This window comes from Fibrivirga algicola (assembly GCF_011742925.1).
Lineage (GTDB): Bacteria > Bacteroidota > Bacteroidia > Cytophagales > Spirosomataceae > Fibrella > Fibrella algicola.
In genome coordinates this window covers 607,786-633,156 of sequence record NZ_WAEL01000001.1, presented here as the reverse complement: position 1 = coordinate 633,156, position 25,371 = coordinate 607,786, and the positions used below count along the sequence as shown (strand labels likewise).

23 protein-coding genes are annotated in these 25,371 nt (G+C 51.2%); 12 read left to right on the top strand and 11 right to left on the bottom strand.

What is annotated here, in order from left to right:
* Positions 1-66: 66 nt before the first annotated feature.
* Positions 67-1,977 carry a S9 family peptidase gene (locus tag F7231_RS02535; protein WP_166690794.1) on the bottom strand — a complete coding sequence of 637 codons (1,911 nt, stop codon included), beginning with the start codon at positions 1,975-1,977 and terminating at the stop codon, positions 67-69.
* A 198-nt stretch (positions 1,978-2,175) separates the two neighbouring features.
* Between F7231_RS02535 and F7231_RS02530 the strand changes: the two genes are divergently transcribed.
* The 3 genes from F7231_RS02530 to F7231_RS02520 are packed head-to-tail and all read left to right on the top strand — an operon-like array spanning position 2,176 to position 3,893.
* Positions 2,176-2,643 carry a hypothetical protein gene (locus F7231_RS02530; protein WP_166690793.1) on the top strand — a complete coding sequence of 156 codons (468 nt, stop codon included), beginning with the start codon at positions 2,176-2,178 and terminating at the stop codon, positions 2,641-2,643.
* Positions 2,619-3,266 (top strand): hypothetical protein, encoded by a 648-nt coding sequence (locus tag F7231_RS02525; RefSeq protein ID WP_166690792.1) that lies wholly within the window; start codon positions 2,619-2,621, stop codon positions 3,264-3,266. Before F7231_RS02530 ends, F7231_RS02525 begins: the two co-directional genes overlap by 25 nt.
* A 54-nt stretch (positions 3,267-3,320) precedes the next feature.
* Positions 3,321-3,893, top strand: a complete 573-nt coding sequence (locus F7231_RS02520; protein ID WP_166690791.1) for a pentapeptide repeat-containing protein — start codon at positions 3,321-3,323, stop codon at positions 3,891-3,893.
* Between the two features lie 70 nt (positions 3,894-3,963).
* Here F7231_RS02520 and F7231_RS02515 read toward each other — a convergent pair whose 3' ends face one another.
* The 7 genes from F7231_RS02515 to F7231_RS02485 form a co-directional block, all read right to left on the bottom strand.
* On the bottom strand, positions 3,964-5,382 hold the full coding sequence (locus F7231_RS02515) for a DUF418 domain-containing protein (protein ID WP_166690790.1): 1,419 nt from the start codon (positions 5,380-5,382) through the stop codon (positions 3,964-3,966).
* Between the two features lie 14 nt (positions 5,383-5,396).
* Positions 5,397-6,794: a DUF418 domain-containing protein gene (locus F7231_RS02510; RefSeq protein ID WP_166690789.1), complete on the bottom strand. Its 1,398-nt coding sequence runs from the start codon at positions 6,792-6,794 to the stop codon at positions 5,397-5,399.
* Between the two features lie 126 nt (positions 6,795-6,920).
* Positions 6,921-7,853 carry an alpha/beta hydrolase gene (locus tag F7231_RS02505; protein WP_166690788.1) on the bottom strand — a complete coding sequence of 311 codons (933 nt, stop codon included), beginning with the start codon at positions 7,851-7,853 and terminating at the stop codon, positions 6,921-6,923.
* Between the two features lie 8 nt (positions 7,854-7,861).
* On the bottom strand, positions 7,862-8,422 hold the full coding sequence (locus F7231_RS02500; protein WP_166690787.1) for a hypothetical protein: 561 nt from the start codon (positions 8,420-8,422) through the stop codon (positions 7,862-7,864).
* 101 nt (positions 8,423-8,523) lie between these two features.
* Positions 8,524-9,666 carry a hypothetical protein gene (locus F7231_RS02495; RefSeq protein WP_166690786.1) on the bottom strand — a complete coding sequence of 381 codons (1,143 nt, stop codon included), beginning with the start codon at positions 9,664-9,666 and terminating at the stop codon, positions 8,524-8,526.
* 38 nt (positions 9,667-9,704) lie between these two features.
* On the bottom strand, positions 9,705-10,358 hold the full coding sequence (locus F7231_RS02490; protein WP_166690785.1) for a hypothetical protein: 654 nt from the start codon (positions 10,356-10,358) through the stop codon (positions 9,705-9,707).
* A 116-nt stretch (positions 10,359-10,474) separates the two neighbouring features.
* Positions 10,475-10,669 carry a hypothetical protein gene (locus F7231_RS02485; protein WP_166690784.1) on the bottom strand — a complete coding sequence of 65 codons (195 nt, stop codon included), beginning with the start codon at positions 10,667-10,669 and terminating at the stop codon, positions 10,475-10,477.
* Positions 10,670-10,774: 105 nt separating this feature from the next.
* On the opposite strand from F7231_RS02485, the gene F7231_RS02480 reads away from it, so the two are divergent.
* The 3 genes from F7231_RS02480 to F7231_RS02470 all read left to right on the top strand — a co-directional run bounded on the left by F7231_RS02480 (position 10,775) and on the right by F7231_RS02470 (position 15,250).
* Positions 10,775-12,757, top strand: a complete 1,983-nt coding sequence (locus tag F7231_RS02480; protein ID WP_166690783.1) for a pseudouridine synthase — start codon at positions 10,775-10,777, stop codon at positions 12,755-12,757.
* Positions 12,758-12,925: 168 nt separating this feature from the next.
* On the top strand, positions 12,926-13,327 hold the full coding sequence (locus F7231_RS02475) for a BlaI/MecI/CopY family transcriptional regulator (protein ID WP_166691172.1): 402 nt from the start codon (positions 12,926-12,928) through the stop codon (positions 13,325-13,327).
* Between the two features lie 27 nt (positions 13,328-13,354).
* Positions 13,355-15,250 (top strand): M56 family metallopeptidase, encoded by a 1,896-nt coding sequence (locus F7231_RS02470; RefSeq protein ID WP_166690782.1) that lies wholly within the window; start codon positions 13,355-13,357, stop codon positions 15,248-15,250.
* Between the two features lie 188 nt (positions 15,251-15,438).
* Here the strand turns inward: F7231_RS02470 and F7231_RS02465 are convergent, their stop codons facing one another.
* Positions 15,439-16,821: a sensor histidine kinase gene (locus F7231_RS02465; RefSeq protein WP_166690781.1), complete on the bottom strand. Its 1,383-nt coding sequence runs from the start codon at positions 16,819-16,821 to the stop codon at positions 15,439-15,441.
* Positions 16,822-16,955: 134 nt separating this feature from the next.
* On the opposite strand from F7231_RS02465, the gene F7231_RS02460 reads away from it, so the two are divergent.
* From F7231_RS02460 to F7231_RS02445, 4 genes are all read left to right on the top strand, one after another.
* Positions 16,956-18,287 carry a glycosyltransferase gene (locus F7231_RS02460; protein ID WP_166690780.1) on the top strand — a complete coding sequence of 444 codons (1,332 nt, stop codon included), beginning with the start codon at positions 16,956-16,958 and terminating at the stop codon, positions 18,285-18,287.
* A gap of 442 nt (positions 18,288-18,729) precedes the next feature.
* The gene (locus F7231_RS02455) at positions 18,730-19,653 is read left to right on the top strand and encodes a porin family protein (protein WP_166690779.1); all 924 of its coding nucleotides are present in this window, start codon (positions 18,730-18,732) and stop codon (positions 19,651-19,653) included.
* Positions 19,654-19,701: 48 nt separating this feature from the next.
* On the top strand, positions 19,702-20,166 hold the full coding sequence (locus F7231_RS02450; protein WP_166690778.1) for an SRPBCC family protein: 465 nt from the start codon (positions 19,702-19,704) through the stop codon (positions 20,164-20,166).
* Positions 20,167-20,318: 152 nt separating this feature from the next.
* Entirely contained in the window at positions 20,319-20,954 is a 636-nt protein-coding gene (locus F7231_RS02445) for an HAD-IA family hydrolase (RefSeq protein ID WP_166690777.1), read from the top strand.
* Between the two features lie 57 nt (positions 20,955-21,011).
* On the opposite strand, the gene F7231_RS02440 is transcribed toward F7231_RS02445, so the two are convergent.
* Positions 21,012-22,646 (bottom strand): hypothetical protein, encoded by a 1,635-nt coding sequence (locus tag F7231_RS02440; protein ID WP_166690776.1) that lies wholly within the window; start codon positions 22,644-22,646, stop codon positions 21,012-21,014.
* Positions 22,647-23,378: 732 nt separating this feature from the next.
* On the opposite strand from F7231_RS02440, the gene F7231_RS02435 reads away from it, so the two are divergent.
* Complete coding sequence (locus F7231_RS02435; protein WP_166690775.1) at positions 23,379-23,825, top strand: energy transducer TonB; 447 nt, start codon at positions 23,379-23,381, stop codon at positions 23,823-23,825.
* A 23-nt stretch (positions 23,826-23,848) separates the two neighbouring features.
* The gene (locus F7231_RS02430) at positions 23,849-24,241 is read left to right on the top strand and encodes a hypothetical protein (RefSeq protein WP_166690774.1); all 393 of its coding nucleotides are present in this window, start codon (positions 23,849-23,851) and stop codon (positions 24,239-24,241) included.
* A 25-nt stretch (positions 24,242-24,266) separates the two neighbouring features.
* Here the strand turns inward: F7231_RS02430 and F7231_RS02425 are convergent, their stop codons facing one another.
* Complete coding sequence (locus F7231_RS02425) at positions 24,267-25,292, bottom strand: bile acid:sodium symporter family protein (protein WP_166690773.1); 1,026 nt, start codon at positions 25,290-25,292, stop codon at positions 24,267-24,269.
* Positions 25,293-25,371: the final 79 nt, after the last annotated feature.

Genomic DNA, 25,371 nt, shown 5'->3' with positions numbered 1-25,371 from the left:
TTTTTAAGCACCTGCCAACCTAATTGAGCGATCGGTTTACCGTACACATAAGTTCCTGATTCACGCCTATCGCAAGGCCGTGTCTTTCCCCAGCAGGTACTTGTCCAGAAACGCCCGAATGGCTTTGTAGGCGGTGATTTCGTTTTCTTTCTTGACAAAACCATGCCCCTCGTCGGCGAAGGTGACGTACTCGACAGGTACGCCGTTCTTCTGCACGTTCGCCACTATCTCATCCGACTCGATCTTCAGCACGCGCGGGTCGTTGGCCCCCTGAATCACGATCAGCGGTTTCTTGATCCGCTGCGTGTGGAATAGCGGCGATTTGTTGTATAGGGCCAGCGAATCAGTTTCCGGATGCCCGATTTCCTTAAACATGGCATCGCGCTGTGGCCCCCACCAGGCTGGCATGGATTTGAGTGTACGCAGCCAGTTAGCCACCCCGAAAATATCGACACCAACGGCAAAGTCGTCGGGCGTAAAGGTTAGTCCGGCCAGCGTCATGTAGCCACCGTACGAGCCGCCCATGATGCCAATCTTGTCGGGAATAACGTACCCCGTAGCCGCCAGAAATTTCTTCGATTCCACGCAGTCGCGCAGGTCGGCATCGCCGTGTTTACGGTCATCAGCCGCGTAGAATGTTTTGCCGTAGCCTGATGACCCCCGGTTGTTTACCGCCAGCACCACGTACCCATTGTTGACCAGATACTGTACCAGCGGCGAGTAGTTCAGGCGCGTTTGTCCACCCGGCCCACCGTGAATAGACAGAATAGCCGGGCGTTTGTTGGTGGTCGACGCATCTTTGGGTTTATACAGCAGCGCCGGAATGTCCATGCCATCAAACGACTTGTAGCGGATCACTTCACCCGTGACCAGATCGGCCGGATCAATCTCGGGGTTCAGACCCTGCACCAGCGGTGTGGCCTTTCTGGTGCCAAAATCGTAGCTGAACAGCGTAGATGGCGTATTGGAGCTGTTTACAAAAAACAGCATACGCTGCTCGCTATCGCCGATATTTACGCCGCTCACATCACCGGCAGGCAAGCCCGCCAGGGCCACAGCCTGCCCGTTTCGCGTATCAATCAGCTTCAATTCCGTTCGCGCGTCGTTATTGACCGACACTACCCGATAACGCCCTTTGTAGGAATAATAATCGGCCGAAATATCCCAACTGGCTTTGTCGAGCGGCTCCAGTTTACCGGTTTTCAGGTCGTAGGCCGTTACGTACGCGAATTCACTGCCCGCATCGGTGCGAATGAGCAGCTTTTTTCCGTCGGGGCTGAACCCTTCCGGAGCAGCAGCGACCTCCCCGACATGGGCAGTCAGCACCTTAGTTTCTTTGGTTTGCGCATCGTACAGGCAGGCATCGCTGTTAGTGGTAGTCACTATTTTGTTGAGGGCAACGTACCTACGATCGGGCGACACATCACCGGGGAAATAGCCGCCCGGATTTTCATAGATTAACCGGGGCTTCAACGTCGCCAGGTCCATCTCGTATACATCGAAGGCCGCCTTATTCCGCGCGTTCGACTGATAGAAAAACCCCTTGCGGTCATGGCTCAACCCGGCGTACTGGAACTTGGCGTTGGGGCCGGGAGTCAGGTCGGTTACGGCGCCGTCGCGCTCGCGCAGGTAGATATGTGTGAGTTCGTTGCCTCCCTGATCAGCGGCGTACAGGATGCGACCATCGGGCAGGTATTCGAGCGAAAACAGCGATTCTGCTTTCGAGAAAGTCAGCTGTTTAGGTTGCCCACCTGCAAACGGCACTTCGTACAGATTGAAAATCCCATCCTGATTCGAACTGAACAGCACCGTTTTCTCGTCAGGCGACAGAGCGGCTCCACCGAAGCGGATTGTCTTCATAAACTGCTCGATGGTGTATTGACGAACCGCTTTGACCGGCGGATCACCAACCGCCGTAGCGGGAACGTACCCGGCGCTCAGCAGCGCTATAACGGGTAAAAAAAGAAGCGACTTCATAGGGAACAGGAGTAGGGTGAACACGTTGGCGAACAGGCTGTAAGCTACTAAACGCTTCATTCACAAGCCATCCCAATTTCGTAAGCGGTTATCCCTCCTGTGCAGGCGGCAACAGAGCCTGTAGGTATGTATCTTAGGCGCTTTGCCGAGCCAAACCATCTGGCTGATTCGCGATCAAACTAGTTCAACACAGACCGAATGATGCATCGATTAATCATACTATTCGTTGTTTCCATGCTGGCAGCCAGTCAAAGCAAGGCAGGATCACGATATAAAGATTTTGTGGTAACTGACACAGTTATCTGGGGGCTGACTACGATCGGAACGTTACAATTATTTACGAAAGCTGATGGAAAACCAGCGGCAAAAGAGGTCGTTAACCAATCGAAAATTATTGCTATTGGAAAAGATAAAGCAGGCCATCTGGTAATTGCTGACAGCAGCAAAGCCATCAAATATTATGACGAAAAGCAACGTACCTGGCAACTCATAGCAAACTATACATTTACCCTTTACGGTTTGGTTTTCACTACGGACAATCGGTGCTTTGCCATTACAGATCAAGGCATTGAAGATGTAAAAACGCACAAATTATATTTTGCGGAAAAGAATGTCAACAACCAGATAAAACAACAAACTAAATGGCGACTGCCTGCCAGTACATAGACAGGCACGATAACATATGGATAGGCTTCGGCTTTGGCGAATGGGGCGGCGAGGTCTTTATTTTTGATACAGCGACTAAAACTTTTGTTGCACCTACGTCTAATTCTGATCAGCCTGATAGGCTAGCAGGTTTATCAGGTGTCAAATCGTTCTTTGAAGATTCTACCGCTGTCTATTTAACAGCAAGCACCCAGCATATGATGATGACAGGCGGGTCAATAGTGAAATTCGACAAGTTTAAGGCTACTACTTTATTGACCAGCAGATCGCGTTGGAGCGAGCCAAAACCTGACCAGGTAGCCGGAAAACTGATGCAATTGCAGCACATGATCGCTGGCGAATACATCGGCCCTGCCACTTATAACTGGTTCAACAACTCAATTTATTTTTATTCCCAACATGGCTTTTTTCGGGGAAACAAATCGAAAAATCTTTCAGATCTTAAAAACTGGGAGTTACTAGTAAAGCCAGAACTTCAATGGCAGTCTGGTCAGCCTGACGCCGTTGGCTCGCCAATGAATGTGTTGAAGATTGAGATTTTGGCAGAAAATACGTTTATATTCTTATCACAAAATGATGGCATTGGCTACGTCTATGGCAACACAATAAACATGCTAAATTAAGTCTGTTGCCAATAGGTAGTTCCTGATTCACAATAACCACAATCCTTCCGCAACATGGCCGACGTATTTAAAATCAATGAACAGTTCGATAACATCAATTACACCAAAACCTCGCTACCTATGGGCGAGTACGAACTGTGCCGATTCGTTGGTTGTGATTTCACTAAATCAAGCTTGGCGGGCAGCGTTTTCTATGATTGCGAATTCATCGATTGCCAACTAAGCGGGATCAAGTTGGCGAAAACAGCGTTTCGGGATGTTCGCTTCAGAAACTGCAAAGCCGAAGGGCTGCACTTCGACCATTGCAACGACTTCCTGTTTGCCGTTAGCTTCGACAACTGCGTACTGACCAAGTCCTCGTTCTATAAGCAGAAGATCAAGAATACAACCTTCAAAAAGTCGATTCTGCACGAAGTAGATTTCATGGGCGCCGACCTGACCGGTTCCGAATTCGACGAGTGCGACCTGCGCCGTGCCGCATTTGAGAATACGATTCTTGAAAAAGCTGACTTCAGAACCGCCTACAATTACACCCTCGACCCTGAATTGAACCGATTAAGCCACGCCCGGTTTTCGCTGGCGGGTGTAGCGGGATTGTTAGTCAAGTATGCTATTGATATTGACTAGCGTATCACTTCACCGGCTTTACATCCTACGTGCAAGGCTGGTGGAGTAACACGCTAGTCAAATAACGTACCTAGCCTACTGCTACATTACTCAGTTGCGGCTGAGTGTCGGCACGTCGCATGGGCTGCGGCGACCAGTATGTCAGACTGCGCCAGAGCCACTCAAACGGACCGAACCGAAAATAGGTGAGCCAGATTGGCGAGATGATGAGCTGAACTACCCAAATCGCGAACACCACATAGTAGAGTTGATGGTAGGCCAGCTTGCCGAAATTACCCAGCCCGTATCCGTAGAAGAACAACGAGCACACAATACTGTGAGTCAGGTAATTGGTAAACGCCATCTGACCAACTGCCGTTAATGCGCGCATGAGCCAGGGCACCAGCTGAGAGCGGTAGACCAGCAGAAGTAAACTGGCATGACCTAGGGCCAGCAGCACCCGTCGCACGTCGTAAAGTGTATTGGGCGATATCCGGTACGTGTCAATTACCTGGCCCGGATTCAGTAACATATTGGCCGAATTCTGCACATAGAACCAGCTAATGGGCAATCCAAGCCCGTAGCCTACCAGCAGCAGCGTAAGGTAGGTTTCGGTGGAAAGTTTGTTGCTGAAAAAGCCCAACCCTAATAATGCCATTCCCAGAAACATCATACCCAGCATATCGGTAAACCCGTGAAATACATACCAAACCTCACCACCCGCATTCTCTGGCAGCATGTGCGTAAACACCGACGCATAGTTACCCCGCATTTCGCTCAACGCTTTCTTATCGGCTTTCGGGTCGGGCTTCGTGCGCCCTTCTACCCGCTCCCAGTTCGCCTTTTGCTCGAGTAGTTTGGCCGATGGTTTCTTGCCGGCTTTTTCGATTTTTGTGGCTTGCAGATAGCCAGCCCTTGCCTCCCGCATCTGCCCCTGCCACCCTTCGTTTTTAACCATGCCGATTGCCATGCAGGCAACGGCCAACCCGATCAGCCAATTGGGGCTGAGTTTGCGGAACGGATAAAGCAGCATGCCCATCAGGCCGTACATAAATAGAATGTCGCCCCGCCACAGCAGAATGTACGCATCGAACAGGCCGAAGAGAACCAGCCACAGCAGCCTTCGGTAATAGTATTCAACCACCGTTGGCCCGTCGCCCAATTCAGGCTTATTGGTCGCAAAGAGCACCATACCCGCACCAAACAACATCGAAAACAGCGCGCGCATGGTGCCTTCAAAAGTGGTTCCAACAAAGGCATAGGCAAAATAATCGCGGCTTCCGGGATCTTTAACCACCGCGGGCAGGCCCGATTCCAGATAGCCGAAGACCGGAATGTTCATCATCAGGATACCCAGCAGTGCCATTCCCCGAACCAGGTCGACAGTTTGGATACGCTCGGCGGCGCTAACGGGCCGGGGTGTTTGTTGCAGGGCCGTCTGCGTTGTCGCCCCTGCATTTAGGTCAAAAGCCGTCTCACCGGCAGGGTACGTTGGTAATGTCGTATTCATCGGATGAGGTCGGTTTAAGAAGGAACAGCACTGGTATTGGGTAAGCGGATTGGCTCTTTGCGATTATACGTCAGCGATTTCCAGAGCCATTCGGCTGGGCCACTACTGAAGTTTCGTAACCACACGACACTGAACACAAGTTGGAAAAGCCAGATTTCGGCCACAACCACGTAGAGATATTGTAGTCGGATGCTCCCGAAGTAGCTCATGCCATACCCATAAAAGAAGAAGCTCAACAGTAGCGACTGCATCAGAAAATTGGTCAATGCCAGTTGCCCAACGGCGCCAAGCGCCCGGCTAAATAGGCCATTCGTCCCGATTTGATAAAGGCACATTATAGCCCCTGCCCAACCAACGGCGGCAAAAGCGCGTTCTAACGGCGGCAGTAATTCATACAGCGGTAACGTACCTGAGCTAATGAATTTAGCATAATCAACAATCGCGGATTCGTACGAGGGTATCGACACCCAGGCTAGCACTTGACTCACCAGCAGTCCCCCCACAGCAACGGCCAGATACTGCCCGGTGGTCAACCGGTTCGTAAAGAATCCCCAGCGGAACAAAGCCATTCCCAGTAGCATCAGCGAGGTAATTTCCCAGATTTTTCGCTGGTAAAACTGCCACGCCTGCTGGTTCTGAAACCGCGGTACCAGAAAATTCCAGGTTTCGCCATAGGATTCTGAGCGTGTAGTAGCAATGGCCGTTTTGTCTTTTTCCTGATCATACGCCATCCCTTTTACCGTCCCTTCCCAGGCCGATTTATCATCTTTCTGCTCGTCGGTCAGTTTCGCCTTTTTGTTCTTTTTTTCGAGTGCCGCTACCCGCTCATACTTCGTGTATTTCTCCCGCATGTCGCTGTAATTCCAGTAGCCTTTTCCGCTAAAGAATAAGCCGGTAAGCAGGGCCGCGATCAGAAATCCCCGTCCAGACAGCCGTTGCAACGGAAACAGGAAAACAGCCACAATGCCAATATGAAACAGCAGGTCATTGGGCGATAAAAAAACATACGCATTGAAGATACCCAGTGCAAGCAACCACAGGTTACCCCGAATGTATAATTCCGGCACAGCGAATCCGGCCGTTGCTTTGGGGCGGGTTAGAAACGGCAGGATACCGGCCCCAAAAAGCAGAAAGACCAACGCAGGCATCGCATTGTCGACCAGTAGATGTGTCCATTTCAGTAACTGATAGTTACCACCATGCGGACCGCGCCACACTTGGTAAATCTGCGCCTGGGTCAGGCCAGACAGGCGCATGGTAATTGGTAGTAAGCCCAATACGGCTACGCCCCAGAGCACGCGAGCGGTCGTGGTTTCTCGCCCAATGTCCGGCTGACCGGCGTGTTGGAGTTGGTCAGTTGGCTGTACCGTATTGGCATTGGGCTCGGCCGTAATAGTAAGTTGATTTTCCATGATTGGCAGCGTTAGAAGAAGTACGTAAACCTACCATAAAGCCATGTAAAACACATACTTACACATTGGTTGAGTATTCCTAATTAGTTATCGGTTAATCAGCTGATTCAACCCGCGTTTATGTACTCACTTCAACACCCTGGCGACGATGTCAGTAAAGGTGGTAGTCTGATTTTCCCTGTCTTTCGCATATACCGACGCACGTAGTGCAAGGCGGGTATACACGTGCAGCTCTGAATCAATCAGCTCAACATTGGTCAGGCTTCCGGCAGCGGTCTTTATACCCTGATAGATCAGAACGGCACTTACAGGATCGGCGGTCGGGTCTTTTTTCGACTTATACACTTTCAGGGTGCAGTTGGTGGGTAAGGTGATTCCCTTTTCCAGGTCTTTGCGTACAATCGTGAGCAGGTCCTGCAATTGCTGTAAGGTTTCCTGCGGCCGGAAATGGTAGTACACCTTGTCTTCTGTAGTCGGCTGTTTCGAGTCAATGTAGCCCAGCATTGGCCCCACCACGCCAATCAGCGACAGGGTTTTATCGGATGGAATCACGATCGGATCGACCAGCAGAATGTTGCGCGGTGCCAACCGACCGGCAAAATACCCGGACGCCACCAGTTCAAGCAGCAACGGGCCACTTGTCGACGAACCAAGCAAGCTGATGTGCTTATAACCGGCTTTTTGCAACGCATCGTATTCGGCTCTTATCGCTGCCTGCCAGTCGCGCCAGGTCGATGTCTTGAAGTCTTCGTAACTGCGTCCGTGTCCACCAAGCAGTACCTGCGACAGGTAGAAATCAGTTCGGCCACCGGCCCAGGTACGTAGTTCGTCCCATTCGAAGGTGGTGGCCGAGTACCCGTGACAGGCAATAATTACCGGCCGTTGCGCCTGCGCCGCCGTGGGGACGGGAATGGCCCTGGAGACTAAATAAAGCTCGGGTTTGTAGATAGACGGATCGAAAATAGTGCCTCCGTCGAGCATGTCTTTCGTAATGGCCGGTTCAGAAGAGCAGGCAACGGTCATGACCGCAATAACCAGCAAGGCAAGTATCGTTTTCATAACGGTTATCAGTTGTTAAGCAGGTTCCAGGTAATGCTTGTCTGCACAAAGACCGGATACAACGTACCCGGCCCTGTCATGCCGTTACCTGTCAGCAGATTGAAACCGACTGATGCGTTAATCTTTAGCGGGAAAGCAGGGCAATACGCAAAGCCAACTTCAGGGGAGGCTAATAGCGACGTATTGGGCAGCTCACTGAATACCTCAGCACCATAACTAGCCGCGAAGTAGCCCACGTTTGCCTTGATGACCGGGCGAATCTGCCGTTTCATCCAGAAATAATATGATGCCGACAGCAACACATTATCCTGCTTGATGGCATTGGAACCGAGCGCACTACCCAGTCGGGACGTCACATAGCTAAAACCTACATACAGCCGCTGGTGCGCCAGCTTCGGGTTCGTGTAGTGAGCCGTAATGCCGTTCTCAGCGTATAGATTGATAGATTGTTGCAGGCGAATACCCACATCCAGTACCGCCCCTGACGGTTGAAGCGACCGGGTTTGCCCGAACGCTGGCACTATGGGTACCCCGGCCAACAGCCAGATAAGTAAACCTGTTATCTTCATCGCGGAAGGTAGTTACTTACATCCCATTTAAGTATAGTTTTAAGTAATAAGCACTAAAATCAAGTTCCTATTTATTAACCGTTACAGCACTTCTCAATAGCCTACCGCAGACGAGCCAACTTCATAACAACGGTATCGCCATCAATCATACCTGATAGCTGTACCAATTTCTTGGTTCGTTCACTGATTGTAAGCCGAAGCGTATCATCAGGTGTAGCATCTGATCCCATGGGTACGTATTTCACGATTTGTAGATTGTTTTTCAGGCTATCAAACTCGTAGGTGCCTCTCAGGCTTTCGGATGCGTTGTACCGATACGGATTGGGGCTGAATGCACAGCCCTGCATGCCCGCGAAATATACCCGATTCCAGGCCGTTGTATCAGTTAGCCACGCCGACGCAGAGATCGTTTTACCGTTGCGGGTAAGCTGGTCAACGCGCCAGGTTCCTTTCAGCAGCGTGTCGCTTTTGTCAGTGTAGACAAACTGCGCAATGAACACAAATGCCAGCGCAATAGGCAATGCCCGCAGTGCATGCTTCACCCAGTTCTGGCCCAGCGTAACGGGGGGTAAGTGTTCGACCAGATCCCAGAAGGCGGCTTTGAGTTTGGGAACATTGAGCAGCAACAGGAAAATCAGGCCCAGGGTAAACATGACCGAGTTGAAAAAAGCCCCAAGCGAAATCTGATAAAACAGGTTGATCAGGACAATATTGATCATCACCGGCAATAGCACTAAGACGCCCAGCAAGGTAGTTCGTCGATAGAGCAACAGGACGGAGCCACCCACCTGAATCAGGCCGATGATGACCGACAACGTATAGGAGTACCCGAAATAATACCAGGTTAGCCCGAACCCGTTGACTTCGCCCAGCGGCGTATCGAGGCGAAAATCGGGCGATTGAAACTGCGTTTTAAGAATTTTGGCGAACCCGTAGGTTGCAATTGACAGCGCCAGCCAATACCGGATGATACCTTGCAACCAGGCATGACGCATACCGCTTTCAGGGTTGCCTGCCCGCTCGCGCCGATGCCAGAGCCAGCTATATGCAATGCTGCCAAGCACCGCTACGCCAACAATACCCAGCAGCAGATACTCAAGATACGACTCGTACTGAACCATGATCGCTCGTGGTAGCAGTTCGAGACCCATCATCAGGATGTTAAGCACCGCAATAGCGGCCAGGGCACATTCGCAGCATTTAAAAAACCAGGTGGTGCGCGCGTAAGTCGGGGAGGAAAGCATAGAACTAGAGGGGTGGTCTTTGCGGCGGAATGGCTGGTTTATTTGGTCTTATCAACCGTTACCAGGAATTCCATAAATGCCTCAGATTTATCACGAAACTGGTTGATTGAAGCGGGAAACGGCTTATTGAACGTGATCGGGTTGGCGATTTGAACATAGCGGATCGGCGCTATGATGGTGGCACCGCTTCCGGTTGAATAGTTTAACTGAAGGCTGAAATTGGCCTGGTTAGACCGTATTCCGGGACCAGGCACGGTCGGCGCAACGTCTACCCGCTTGCTCAGGGTCAGTTCAGAGGGCGTGATGGGACTGGTTACCCGGGCTGTGCTGATTGTATAGAATCCCAGACTTGGTAAGCCTTTGGATACCGGTTTAGGCGGAAAACTGGCCGTATTGATTCGTCGGAAAACGAGCGACGCATTATACATGAAGCTTTCACCACCCGTCCACGAAGTATGACTAACAGCCTTGCTTTTGGGGACTTTTACCGTGGTACTGCCAGGCGTGAGCGTACCCACCACTTCATTGTTCTTTCCCATTAGCCTGATAGCCGTTATGGTAAATTCGCAGGGATACGGGCGCGGCTGGCCGTTGCTCATCAGGCAGGGTGTTGGGGCATCGGGGTCAACCATGGGCAGAAGACGAACTGGCGTTAATCCCATAAGGAGCAGACTAAACAAGAGAAGTTTCATTGCGAAGACAGGCGATACGTTGAACGATACATAAATCTATTTATCAGCTATTTATATGGCGCATTTAGCTTCTTAAACGGCTTGTTATCAATCGATCGGTAGCTGCTGCTACCGATTTACTCTGACGCGATCTCCCCTTTTTCTGGATTGAAGAGGCGGCAACGTACCCATACAGGCTCAGATGAGCGCGACCCGCGCGGGTACGTTAGCGAGCGATGCACGAGCATTGTATTTTCGCGGCCAGACTTATCGAAGTCGAACTTATAAAAGCTGGTAACTGTACCCGGCTTAAATGCCGATGGATTGGACAAAAACCTGTATCTTTGCGTCCCCGCAAAAAGCTATACGCTCAATTAGGCGTTGATGGTCAGCGAGGTTAAGCACAAACAGGCAGTTTATACAGACTGCATTTTTCAATGAAACGAGATAAAGACAGTAACGACCGCCGGGATGGTAAAGGTCGTCCAGAAGGCCGTCGGGATGACGTCCGTGGTGGATTTAATAAAGGAGACAGCCGTCCATCATTTGGTGGACCACGTTCGGGAGGCGCAGACCGCCCAGCATACGGAGATAAAAAGCCATTCAACCGGAACGGAGGATCAGATCGGCCAGCTTACGGAGATCGGAAACCCTTCAACCGTGAGGGCGGTGACCGGCCTGCTTACGGAGATAGAAAGCCATTCGCTGGCGGAGACCGTCGCGAAGGGGGCGATCGCCCAGCCTATGGCGATCGGAAACCATTCAATCGTGAAGGTGGGTCAGACCGCCCAGAGCGCAAGCCGTTCAACCGTGATGGCGGTTCGGACCGGCCAGCTTACGGAGATAGAAAGCCATTCGCTGGCGGAGACCGTCGCGAGGGCGGCGACCGGCCAGCTTACGGAGATCGGAAACCATTCAGCCGCGATGGCGGTGACCGTCCAGCCTATGGTGATCGGAATGCCGGACCACGTAAGCCCTTTAACCGGGATGGTGGTTCAGACCGCCCAGCCTACGGAGACCGCAAGCCATTTACTGGCGGAGACCGTCGCGAGGGTGGCGACCGACCTGCATACGGAGACCGCAAGCCATTTACTGGCGGAGACCGTCGCGAAGGGGGCGATCGCCCAGCCTATGGTGACCGGAAGCCATTCACTGGCGGAGACCGTCGCGAAGGTGGTGATCGGCCAGCCTATGGCGATCGGAATGCCGAACCACGCAAACCCTTTAGCCGGGATGCCCGGTCATCAGGACCACGTGAAGGCGACAGCGCCCGTTTTGATCGCCGTGACCGCGAAGGATCTGATGAGCGTCCGGAACGCAAACCATTTGCACGCGATGACCGTCAGGGCGGTGGCGCAGAGCGGTCATTCGAGCGTAAGCCATACAGCCGCGATGATCGGAGTGATGACCGTCCCCGGTTTGATCGTCGGAATGAAGGCAGTGCAGAACGGCCCGAGCGGACAAAATTCGAACCCCGCGATCCAAACGGCCCCGCTCGCCCGCGCACTACCGGCAACCGGAATGACGGACCGCGCAAGCCATTTGATCGGGACCGCGATAACCGGAACGATGAAGGAGAGGAAAAATCAATCGAGCGCCGTACTGGCCGCTACGAAAAGGCCCCGAACTACAATCTGAGCAGCATGCGGGACAACCTGCCCCGCTCACGGAAAGTAGCCAAAAATCTGGAACGCGAGCGGACAACTGATCCGAACTCGATCCGGTTGAACCGCTACATCGCCAATGCCGGCGTTTGTTCGCGCCGCGAGGCCGACGAACTTATTGCCAAAGGCGACGTACAGGTAAACGGCAACGTTGTGACCGAAATGGGCTACCGCGTAAAGCCAAACGATGTGGTGAAGTACGGCAACAAGGTGCTGAACCCAGAGAAACTGGTTTATGTGTTACTCAATAAACCACGTGACATTATCACGACAACGGAAGATCCGGAAGAGCGTAGCACGGTGCTCGACCTGGTAGCCGATGCCGGTCCGTTCCGCCTCTACCCTGTTGGCCGCCTCGACCGCAACACTACGGGTCTGCTGCTGCTGACAAACGATGGCGAACTGGCGGGCAAGCTGACGCACCCATCAAACAACGTGAAGAAGGTGTATCAGGTTGAACTGGATAAGCCCATTACAGAAGAACACTTTGAAGCCATTCGGAACGGTCTCGACCTGGAAGACGGCCATATCAAACCAGATGACCTTGCCATTGTAACGCCTGATGCTCAGGTAGTTGGTGTTGAGATTCACTCGGGACGTAACCGCATCGTTCGTCGTATGTTCGAATCGCTGGGTTATGAAGTGACGAAGCTCGACCGCACCGTTTTTGCCGGCCTGACTAAGAAAGAATTGCCACGCGGTAAGTGGCGCTTCCTGGAGCCCAAAGAAGTAGTGAAGCTGAAGTATTTGATCTAGGCTATAGGGTTTGGTGTTTGTCGTTTGACGGTGCTCTGCTGATTAGCAGAGCACCGTCAAACGACAAACACCAAACCTTTTTTAATGAACATTATAACTACATTAATAGTTGTAAAACTAAGGCATTAGTATTACGTTTAACGTCGCATCCCTACACACCCCTGACAGATCACCATGAGAGAACTGACCAACGCCGAAGAGGACATCATGCGTGTGTTGTGGCGACTGGAAAAAGCCTTCGTAAAAGATATTCTGGCCGAACTACCGCCATTGGATTCAACCGGCGAAAAACCCGCCTACAATACCGTATCGACCATTATTCGGATCCTGGAAAAGAAGGGCGTAGTGGGGTACATTGCCTACGGTAAAACGCATGAGTACTACCCGCTTATCTCGGAAGATGCCTATCGCCGTTTCCAGACCGAGCAACTGATGACCAACTATTTCGATGGGTCCCTGCAAAAGCTGGTTTCCTTTTTCGTAAAAGAACGAAACGTCAGTCTGAACGAAGCCGACGAAATCATTCAAATGCTGAATAAACGCAGCGACAACAGCCCCCCAAGTAAGTAATCAGTCACTCCTAAACTCCAGAGAGCTATGACGCCGCTTGTTGATTACTGGCTGAAAGCCAATCTATTCCTGATCCTGTTCTACGGTTGTTACGCCCTGCTGCTCCGGCGTCATACGTTCCTGGTCCTGAACCGAACGTACCTGATGGGGTCGCTGCTGCTGGCGTTTGTGCTACCGCTGGTTCATATTCCTGGCCTGACGTTTCCCTGGCCCTGGGAAACCGACGTACCTGCCTATACGGCTGTGCCGCTCGATGCCATCCTGGTGCCGGGCAATGCAACTGCCCAGATCGAAACCCCGCTCCTACCCGACTGGCCGGTGCTGGCAATGTGGTTGTTTGCGCTGGTAGCCGCAGGGTTGTTGGTCCGCACGGTCTGGCGCACACTTTCGTTGTTGCGGCTCATTCAACAATGGCCTGCCCAGCTACTCGAAGATCATACACTGGTGCTGCCCGACAACGAGCAGACGCCAACCTTTTCGTTCTTCCATTATCTGGTACTCAACCCCGACGATGCTCGGACAGAAGCCGTTCGGCAGCACGAACTGGTACATATTCGGCAACGGCATAGTCTCGATATTCTTGTGCTGGAAGTGGTTCAGGCCCTCTGCTGGCTAAACCCGGCGCTGTTCGGCTATCGGCACGCCATCCGACAGGTGCATGAGTACCTGGCCGACCGCGATGCCACCCCGCAGACACCCGATCACCGCGACGCCTACGCCCGCTTTCTGGTCAGCTACGCCTTTCATATGCCGACGGGAACACCGGACCAACATAGCCTGGCCCATTCCTTCGGCCCAGACAGGCCTGACTCACCTACCCTTAAACAACGCATTCAGATGCTGTACCAACAACACACCCGCCGCCGCGCCCTCTGGAAATACGCATTGGTAGTACCCTTGGCTACCGCCCTGCTGGCCATGACAACCAAGCCAGAACCAGCAGATGAGTTGCCATTAGACATCAGTCCGACTGCCACTGTACATGTGACGGGCCTTGTAAGAGACCACTTACGGAAACCCTTACAGGGCGCAAACGTAGTAGTGCGCAATGGACATCAAGGCACCACCACAGACATTGACGGCCGCTTTACTATCGACGTACCTGGAGGGACTGTTCTGGTCGCCAGCTTTGTAGGTTTTCAGGCGGTAGAGCTTATAACTCCATCAAAGGGGAATTATACAGCTGTATGTGTCTTGAAGAAACAAGCTGTTAATAGCAGCGCAATGCCGCAGGCGAACGTACCTGAATCGATTACTTTGCCCGCCCCGGCTGGCTCCAATGAAGTATTCACTGTAGTGGAAGAGCCGCCTACTTTTCCAGGTGGTAACAATGCACTTTACGCGTTTTTGGGAAGTAATCTCCATTATCCAGAAGAAGCACGAAAGTTAGGCATACAAGGCAACGTTTTCGTCAGCTTTGTTGTAGACACCGATGGTTCCATCGACCGGATTCGGGTATTGAAAGGCATTGGCTGGGGTTGTGATGAGGAAGCTGTACGCGTTACGTCGATCATGCCCAAATGGACGCCCGGTAAGCAGAATGGCCGTTCCGTGGCTGTTCAGTACAACTTACCTATCAACTTTATGCTGGGTTCCACCTCAACGTCAAACAGCTCTACATCAGATAGAAGCGTCACTTATTCGGCGCAGGATAGCATCAAAGTATATCAAAACGGAGCAGTTAGAATCTATTCACCTGCTAAATTTCCACAAGGAGGAAGCATTAGCTCAGCTCTCATTTTCCTTGATGATAAAGAAATTACTGAAGAGGAAATGCAACGTATCGACCCAAATACGATTCAACAAGTTGATATACTTAAGGACGCGACGACTGTATCAATCTATGGTGAAAAAGGGCGTAACGGCGTGGTGAAAATCACGACGAAAAAGAGCGTCAGTACCGAAAAGAAAAAAGACCGGTAGGTACGTTCCTGCTCAGTTTCGCCATTTGGTAGACCCGTGGCGTGACTGAGCAGGAACTAATGTTGAAAAATAGCCCATACAAGGAGCCAGTTGAATGCGAACCGGTTACCAACCGGGTAGTGTCATTTCACTACCAGCACTTGCCGCTCGTCACACCGCCGGAAAACTAACCCCGTTTAGCGTACCAATTAGCCACCTACATTTTCTACCGGCTGCGTGGTTGGCAACAGGAACAGCGTTACCCGAAACCAGCCTTCTGTCTCTTCAATTGAGGGCAAGGGGCGACCCAACAACCGGTATTTGTCAGCGATGTTGTTCAGCCCCACCCCATTCGATTCTACCCGGACGTTTCGGCGCTGCATGTTGTTTTCAATCACCAAATGCCCTTGTCCAGTTGTACGAATGCGGATGGTCAGCGGCTCGTCGGGTAGAACACGGTTATGTTTGACAGCGTTTTCCACCAGCAGTTGCAGGGTTAGCGGGGGAATCAAGGCATCGTGGTACGCAGAGTCAATACTTAGTTCGGGACAGACGCTGTCACCGAATCGAATTTTAAGTAAGTAAAAATACGATTGAATAAAGGCCATTTCAACATTCAGGGTCGTCAACTCCTGTTCTGTTGATCGGAGCAGATACCGGTATACGCTACTTAGCTCATCTACGTAATCGGTAGCCTGACGCGGGTTCTCGTCAATGAGAGCAGAAAGTGTGTTGAGCGCATTAAACAAAAAGTGAGGGTTAACCTGACTTTGCAAAGCGCGCATCTGTGACTCGGTATGTTGGTGTTTGATTTTTTGAAGCGCGAGGTCGGATTGCAGTTGCTGACGCAGGTATTGCTCGCGTTCGCGCAGGAGATCCTGTTCAGCCCGCACTTGTTGTATCACACGCTGTTGTTGCCTATATGAAAGACCCAGCGACACGCAGGCCATGTCGAGAAGAATACCGAACTGAATAAGGAACCCGGGATGAATTGGAGACGGCAAATTAGAAAAAGTTATTAATCGTTCATTATCAGCATAATAACTAATGATATAGACGCCAATAAGTTGCGTTACCCACAAGGCCAGGGTACCGGCGATGAAAAAGCGGGCCAGGAGGTCCGTAAATCGAACGTATCTAAAGACCGTGTAAAAGATTGTCAGATAGACAACCGTAATAATAAGTCCACGGATAATGTTGAGCTGAGTTTCATGCCACTGGGTTTGCCAGGCCGACGAAAACAAGTTAAAATACACTTCAGGCAAAGCCGCAATCACGATGGTTTTCTGTATAATTCGATACCCACGCAACAGGGTAGGCCGGGTTGTCAGCTTCAGAAACGTAACGGCTATTTCGAGGTACAGCCAGGCGAATATGTGCACATTGACGGTATGGATAAAAGCTGTTGAGGCATTGATAGGCTGATTATCCAAGCTAAATGACAATAACCACAGCAGCACGTAAAGCGTGTACAAGCCATATATCCGTTCCCTGCGCACAATCCATTGGATGAGGTTGGCGATTAGAATGGCCACGGTGGCTCCCAGAAAGAGCAATATCCATTGATGGTAAGTAGGTAAAAGAGAGGGCATACGTCGAAGATTGGGGATATACGAAGCTAAGTAATTATCACTTCAGCAACTACTTTTTCCGGTTCAACAGGTATCAAGTAACCGGGCAAAAAGAACAGAGATAACTTCGTTCGCAATCGTAAACACTCGCACTCATGACACCGCAACGAATCCTCTTTGCTACCATGCCCCTCGATGGCCATTTCAATCCGCTGACCGGCCTGGCTGTTCACTTGCAACAACTCGGTCACGATGTACGCTGGTACGTAGGTGGCCCCTATGGCGACCGTGTCCGAAAGCTAGGGTTGCACCACTACCCCATCGTTACCGCCCAATTTGTAAATCAAACCAACATTGACGCTGTTTTTCCTGAACGGACTGTTTTAAAAAGCCCGATAGCCCGCCTCCGATTCGACATCGACCAGTTTTTTCTGCGTCGGGGACCAGAATATGCTGAAGACATCCAGGCTATTCACCAGCAATGGCCGTTCGATCTCATTGTTTATGACTGTGCCTGCGTTGGGGGGCTGCTAATTCAGCAGTTACTCCCTGTGAAGGGCGTTAGCATGGGAGTTATTCCCCTGGCTGAATCGGATGACTACGTACCTGTCAACGGGCTAGGCCTTCAACCGGCCAATTCCGCACTGGGGCAGATGGTCCAGAGGCTGTTTCGCCGGTTCGTGCAGAATGTGCTGTTCAAGCCCTCCAATCAGCTTTATAATCAACTACGGCTGAAGCTCGGTTTACCGCCAGAGCAAGGCTTCGTTTTTGATTCTATGATCAGGAAAGCCGATCTGTATTTGCAGAGCGGAGCGCCCGGATTTGAGTTTCCGCGCCGCCGCGTCAGCCCCAACATTAGGTACGTAGGGTCGTTGTTACCCCATCAATCCAGCGGCGCGGGTTCATTTCGACTGGCTGACCGCACGCTGTATTACAAACGAGTGGTGCTGGTAACACAGGGTACATTTGAATGTGACCCGAAGAAGATCATTGTGCCAACATTGGAAGCCTTTAAAAACGAACCCGACACATTGGTGATTGTTACTACAGGCAGTTCAGGCACAGTAGCATTACGGCAACGCTACCCGCAAGCCCATATTATAATCGAAGACTTCATTGATTTTAATACTGTTATGCCCTACGCGAGCGTGTATGTAACCAACGGTGGCTACGGGGGCGTAATGCTGGCCATTCAGCACAAACTGCCAATTGTCGTAGCGGGTGTTCACGAAGGTAAAAACGAGATCGCTGCTCGCATTGCATACTGCCGCATTGGGGTTAACCTGAAAACTGAGACACCCACCTCCGTTCAGATTCGACGGGCAGTCGGCCGCGTTTTGGCCGAGCCCATTTTCAAAGAGCAGGTACGCCAGTTGAGTCAGGAATTTAGCCTATATCAGCCAAACGAACTGGCTACAGGCCACATCCACGAGTTACTGATGACCAAACCGACGACAACATTGGCAAAGGCTTATAGCTCTGTGTAGCGATCGTGAACTTGCTGTCAGAGTTACCAACGTCATCGTCATAGCCGCACTGGCAGCCCAGACGACTCACCGATTGGCGATAAACCCACAGTAACTGGTACAGCAACTGCCGGGCTCATGGGCAGTGGCAATAAGATAGTTCTAAAGTGATACATCCATTTGCACCCCGACTAAGCATCGACGCTTAAGCCGGGTGCAAATGGATGTTGTTGTTTACGCCTTCGAGTGACCGACCCGGTGGCTTACAGAGCGTCTGAGTTTCCGGTAGCCCTTCACATAACAGGTGAACCGGACCAGCTTCCCTTTTCGCTAGCCTGTTCAACCGGTTCGGGTCCCGAATTAGACAGTTCATATGAAAAGGCCACTGTAGCAAGAGAAAAGACGATCAGTTTTGTGGTGTTCAACATGAACAATGACAACAAATCGAACTCTTTCGCTTAGCATGAAAACTACCTATCTACTCCTCGCCCTGGCCATCGCGCCATTTAGCCTGTCAGCCCAGCATAAGCCCGCGGCACGCAAATCATCAAAGTCGCCTGTTCACCATTCAGCCGTCCGGCCAGCCACACGTCTCGCTCCAGTTCATGCGCCAATCACGGGGACCAATGCGACGGCGGCTAAATCAGTTGGCGTTGCAGGGGATACCCCAGTTTCTCCACCTACGCAGGTGGCCGCCAGGCCAGAAGGCACCCTGGCATCAGTTCCAGCCACTCAACCAGTATCATCGACGAAGGATGCGAAGCTGGCTCGTGTTACCAAACCAGTTCCCGGTACGCCGGCAAAAGCTAGCCCGGACCGCAGCCAGGAAAGTAGCTTCTGGGTTGGTCTCCGGGCCGGAGGTAGCGGCGCCACCATGTCGGGCGGGTCGGCCGATTCATTTGGAGGCACGACCATCGAGCCTGTCACGGGTTTCCATGCGGGCCTGGTACTGAGCTTTTGTCGGCGTGGGTTTACGATTCAGCCAGAAATACTCTACTCACAATATGGATTCAAGGTGACAGCCGGAACCGACTATGCACAAATCAAGTATAATTTGGTAGAGGTGCCGGTCATGTTGAAATACACCTTTGGTCAGTCGACTATGCGCTTTTTTGTGAATGCCGGCCCAACAGCAACGTACCTACTCAACGGTACAATCACCATTCAGGAAGGAGACGATACCAACCGGGCAAGCCTAGCTATTGGCCCTAACGATGGCCGCATCAACTACGGCGGATCGCTGGGGTTGGGCGTGGCGATGCAGGCCGGAACGGGCAGCTTTCAGATCGAGGCCCGCGGCACGTACCTGAAAACGAGCGAGGGTGCTACCAGCCTTCAGAATGCGAAACTTTCAGTGGCTTACCTGCTGCCATTGGGCAGACGATAACCGTCAACAACTATCTAACAGCCGTAGGGCTCTAAAACTAAACCTAACATGATCACGATTAACGTTACTGAACTGATAAACCGGCCGGTAGCTGAAGTATTTGCCCTGGCCGGCAATCTCGAGAATGACCTGCTCTGGCGAACGAACTTATCCCGTAGGCAGACCACACCCGGTCAACCCTACGTGGGGATGACCTTTCAGGAAGCCATGAATTATCAGGGAAGTTATTTTACGATAACGGCCGTCGTTGAGTCTGTAGAGCCTAACCGCCGCCTGACTTTCCGAACTGTAAATACCGCCACGAACATGCAGGGACAACGGCTGTTCGAGGAAGTAGCGCCCAACCAAACCCGGTTTACCTACGAACTGACGATTGAGCCGACGGGCCTTTATAAATTGCTGCCTGCCCTTACCTACGAACTGTTCAGCCAGCAGATCCTGCGCGATTTACTGACGCTGAAACGAATCGTCACCGGCCGCCCGCGCGCAGCACTCGTCGCGGTTGCAGCATGACCGACTCTGCTAGCTGGAACCTTATACATCGTTGCGTTCGCCAACGGCTTTACCGTGCCGGGTAAGCCCACGTTTATATTCAGCCCTTTTGCCAAAGTAGTCCCTCAACAACTTCAGCTAAACAAACTGACCCACAAGACGACTTCATAAAAATGAAGTATAAGCTAGTTATTTTTGATTTCGACGGGACGTTAGCCGACTCTTTCCCCTATTTTCTGGCGACTATGAATACATTGGCTACTGTCTATAACTTTCCGGCCATTGATGCTAACGAGGTAGAGCAACTCCGGGGGCTAGATGCTCGCCAACTGATGAAACGAGCCAAATTACCAGCCTGGAAGATACCGCTGATTGCTGGCTCGTTTCGTCAATTGATGAACCGCGATGTTCACCAAATACAATTGTTTGATGGCGTGCCTGAACTATTGAGAACCTTAGCTTCCCATGGTGTTAAGTTGGCTATTGTCAGCTCAAATAGCGAGGAAAACGTACGACAGGTACTAGGTCCCGACAGCGCCTCGTTGATTAGCTTTTATGGATGCGGCACCTCGCTTTTTAATAAGGGCCATAAGTTCAAACGAATTATGATAACGACAAAAACCAATCCCACGGAAACGCTATGTGTAGGCGACGAAGTGCGGGATCTCAAAGCGGCCCAAAAGGTAGCCACGGCTTTCGGTGGTGTCGCATGGGGATACACTCGTCCGGATGCACTGGAAGCTACGCCAGGCGTTATCATGTTCTATACGCCCGACGAAATTACGAGAGCCGTTTTAGAGTCTTGTTGATACCGATCGATGCCGTAGGCAAGGAGTTTCGTTTCTCTGAAGGGAGTGGCTACTGTGTCACTGGCCGGTGGTCAGCTTAACCTCCCGGAACATGAACGGGTTATCACTAACTCTCAGAGCCCTCCCGCTACGGGTCGTTACGTTTCTAAGAATCACCTCTTTGGTAAGCACATAAGGAAATTTTTCCCGGTAAGCCTGGTCAGTCAGTTGCGGATTGAAATCGGCAAAAATAGCTGGCCCCCGATAATTTTCGGGATGCTGTGAGTCGTCGATACGCAGGTTATCAATGGTAATTCGTTCCGGCATATAGCAGGTGTAGCCAAAATCGTGCTCACCTGAATAGGAGCCGCTAATCAGGGCGGCACTGATCGGCCGGCCATTGGCCGGCACAAAAACACAATTACGAATCACCAATTCGCCCTGCCAGGTACTGCCATAGTCGGGCCGCAGATTAACAAGGCTCCTGCCGCGGATAGTCGAGTTCTCAATCAGTAAGAGGCCGCTACCAATGGCATTGATTCCCATATGCCCCAGCGTTGAGTTGCGGATGGTAGCATTGGCAACGCCCTGGTGCGCATCAAACCGGGAGAAGGTACATCCATCATAAAGCAGGTTCTTACAGAAGTTTGACCCAAGAATGCCCCAGTAGTTAGTATCGTTGATATCATTGGTCTGGCTGCAATTCACGAAGGATACGTTCAGCGCACGGTTTGCCGAGAGGTCATACGTACCCATAGTAACAGGTTTTCCCGCGGCTCCAATGGTGCTGTAAGTCTTGTGTCCGGTCAGGATTGTATTTTTTACTGTCACATAGGCGCAGTCTCCTATAGTAATGAAACCTCCATAGGGCGCACCGTGGTCCGTTTCGCCCTCTATACGATGCTGTAGTCCATCAATAAGCACATTGGACCGCCTGATAGCGATGTTACGATTATAGTAGGTATACTTCGATTCGGCCTGGTTGGCGATGGTGGTGAAGCGCCCTCCGGTAACTTTCAACGGTTTCTCGTCGATGGGCAGCGCGAGCATATCTGTAATCCGGTCAAATGTCCAGATAATCGGCGCGTTCATATCGACGTTGCCGTTTTTATCTACCATAAACAGATCGGTTTGAGAAGACCCATTGTTTTGGTTGAGCCCCAACCGGATGTATTGCTTTACAGCAGCATTAGTGACCGTGATTAGACAGGGACCTGGCAAAGAGACGTCGATCTTTTTCTGATTTCGTTGAATGGATGGTATAGTTTCCAGCTTAAAAGGCCTGAGGGCTGAACCCACCGTGAAAACAGAAGCGTTACGATTCTGCACTTGCGTATCGTCAATGATAAAGGAAGCCGTATTGAAATCAGTATCCGTCCGGATGAGCGCTGTTCGTTCCTTCCCGCCAATATAATAGGTAGCGCGCTCATCGGCTTTTACTGAAAGTCCATGCAGGTTGGCAAATGCGTGAGTCGCAGCAATAGCGTCCATATCATCGGCTTTACCATCCCCTTTGGCGCCGAAATCGCTATAGCGGACCAGTCCGGCGGCCTTGTACTTACCTGTCTGCCTGGGAGAGACGTTTACGTGCAGGGCCCCGTTTTCAGTAGCGTATACCCGCATTTTGTTGTCTTGAGCTGTGATTATTACCTGCTCATGGACGTTTTCATTCTGGATTTGTGCCACCAGGGCAGCTACCGGTACGAGAAACATCAGGATCACGTATGTTATTCTGCGCGTCTGGTTAGTCGTCATTACTTTTAGAAAAGTGGCTGAAGGTTACGTTGTCCCGTTCTGTATTTATTGCCATCTATTTGCGGCTGCTCAATGGGTAATCTAAACGAGAATCGTACTCAGACTAGATCGACTGGCCTAGGCTTCTCTGTCGCTTATCCCGTTATCTGCCAGGCTACCTATAGACTGAATTTCTGGTAAAGTGGTTGATTTGGGTAACTTACTCCTTCCAGAACTGAGCCCATAGACTGTATCGGTCGGGTAGTAATTGTTTTCAGGCAAACCTCGCTCGCTATACTACTGAGCAATTTCTCATTCCTGAAAGAGGCCGATCCTTTTGGGTAGTTAATTGGCATCCCGTTGGCGTTATTATTACAAACAGTAACCATCTGTCATTTGTATAACAGACGTAAGTTTAATTCAGCTAGTTACAAGAGGTAATATATAGTGACCAGTTGTTGGAAAGCGCGAAAAACCGTATTAACTAGAGTCGTGCAAACTGCTATTTTTAACCCCAAGCGCCTCTAAAATAGCTGTGCTGTAAAGTAGGAGTGGTGTAGCCTAAACCGACCGGTCATCTACTATAACCATGAAGAATTAACCGCCTGATCAAGTGTAATGAGCAAAGAACTAGTAGCAGCTATAGAACCTTGTTTACGACTGATGTGTCATCGTAATCTCATCACCTGCGCTTTAATGGTACCTGTCTGCATGACGTTCCTAGCGCTGACTACCAGGCCTGAACCCAGGACGGGAAGCAACACAGCGAGACCTTCAGCTGCGACTAGCGCTCCTGCTTCGCTTACCGAACCTGCTTCCAGCTACATCGGTGAGGTATTTACCGTAGTGGAGCAAAACCCTGAGTTTCCGGGCGGAGAGGCAGGAATGAAAACCTTTATCTCGACTAATCTTCGTTATCCGGAAGAAGCCAGAAAGCAGCAGATTGAGGGTGATGTCTACGTGCATTACATCGTTACAAAAGATGGCTCGATTGTTCAACCCAAAATAATAAAAGGCATTGGGGCGGGCTGTGATGAAGAGGCCCTTCGGTTGGTGAAAGCCATGCCCAGGTATAAACCCGGTGCACAAAGTGGTACCCTAGTTGCAGTAGCTTACAACCAGAGGATTGAATTTCGGCTCGACGGACGTACCGATTAACTAGTCCAATCTACCTGACTCAGATGAAAACTTTCCTTTCGCTCCTTTCCTGTTCGCTCCTTTACATCACGGCGACAAAGGCACAAACCACCCTTTCCTTGACTGACCCGCTAAAAGACAGGGTCAGCACACGACTGGCTGCTCCTGTATCGATACCGGCAGTACCTGTCAGCAGAGGAATTATGTGTGATTGCGGCCCAACAAAGCCCGAAGACCAGCCGGTCGTGCTGGTAGACGGGGAACGATCTACACTAGCAAGTATGCGGTCATTGGACCTACGCACGATTGAAACAGTTGACCTGTCACACGACGAAAAATTGATTCAGGTGTATGGCGACCTGGCCAAAAACGGCGTAATCTACGTTACACTGAAAAAGCCTGCAACCAGCCAACTTAAGACACAACAACCTGATTAACAACACCTTAAAAAATACGCTCTGATTAGATGTTCGTGCTCACCTTTGCCGGTGCGGGTTTGGGCTGCCAGTTGATCATCGACTTTGCCAGAATGCTCGCCACAATCAGTTGCAGGCCGTGGTAGATCATAATCGGTAGCAGGGCAACCCCGGCAGCAGTGGGTGGGAACAGCACATTGGCCATTACGCTGCCCTGCACCAGCGATTTTTTAGATCCGCAAAACAAAGCCGTAATCCGGTCTTCGCGGGTGAAATGCAGCCACCGGCTAACCACCATAACAAAGGCGAACACCGCGAAAAACAGTACCAGCATACCCAGCGAAAGCAGCAACAGATCGAGGGCCGAGTAATCGCGAAACAGATTTAGCTCAAATGATTCGCAGAAGGCGGTGTATACAATCAGCAGGATCGTGATCTGATCAAAATAGCGCAGGGCCGACTTATACTTTTCGGAAAACCAGCCTAGCTTTTTGTTCAGCAATAGACCCAGAATGACCGGCGCAATGACCTGTACGGACAGTTTCAGAATAACGCCCTGTAAATCAAACTGTCCGTTGTCGGCACTGAGCAGCACACTCATCCAGATAGGTGTAATGAACACTCCAATCAGGCTGGAGATACTGGCGTTGAAGATGGCGGCGGGCAGGTTGCCGTTGGCAATAGACACCATCACTACCGACGACGACACCGTCGACGGGAGCGCCGCTACGTAGAAAATACCCGTCCAGAGTAGCATCGTTTCCGGCGACATCAGCAGGGCCCGCGCCCCCAGCACCAGCGCCGGGAAAACAATGAACGTGGTGAGGTGAATGAGCAGGTGCAACCGGTAATTGCGCAGGCCTGTTCTGAGCTGCTCAAAGTTCAACCGCAGCCCATAGAAAAAGAAGATCAGCGATACGCCAACGGTGGTCAGCGACGACAGCGACAGCAGCCCTGTCTGTAGGCCCGGCTCCGGCCAGAGTTTGGCCAGGCCAATCATAGCCAGTAGAGCCAGTATGAACCAGTCGAGCCCAACCCGGCCCAGTAATGCAGCGAATGACGATTTTGCCATACATAAACTAACCCGCATTGACCGGCTTTCGTTTTTTGCCAACCGGTAATTGGGTACGTCGAACCAGCTGACAACGTAC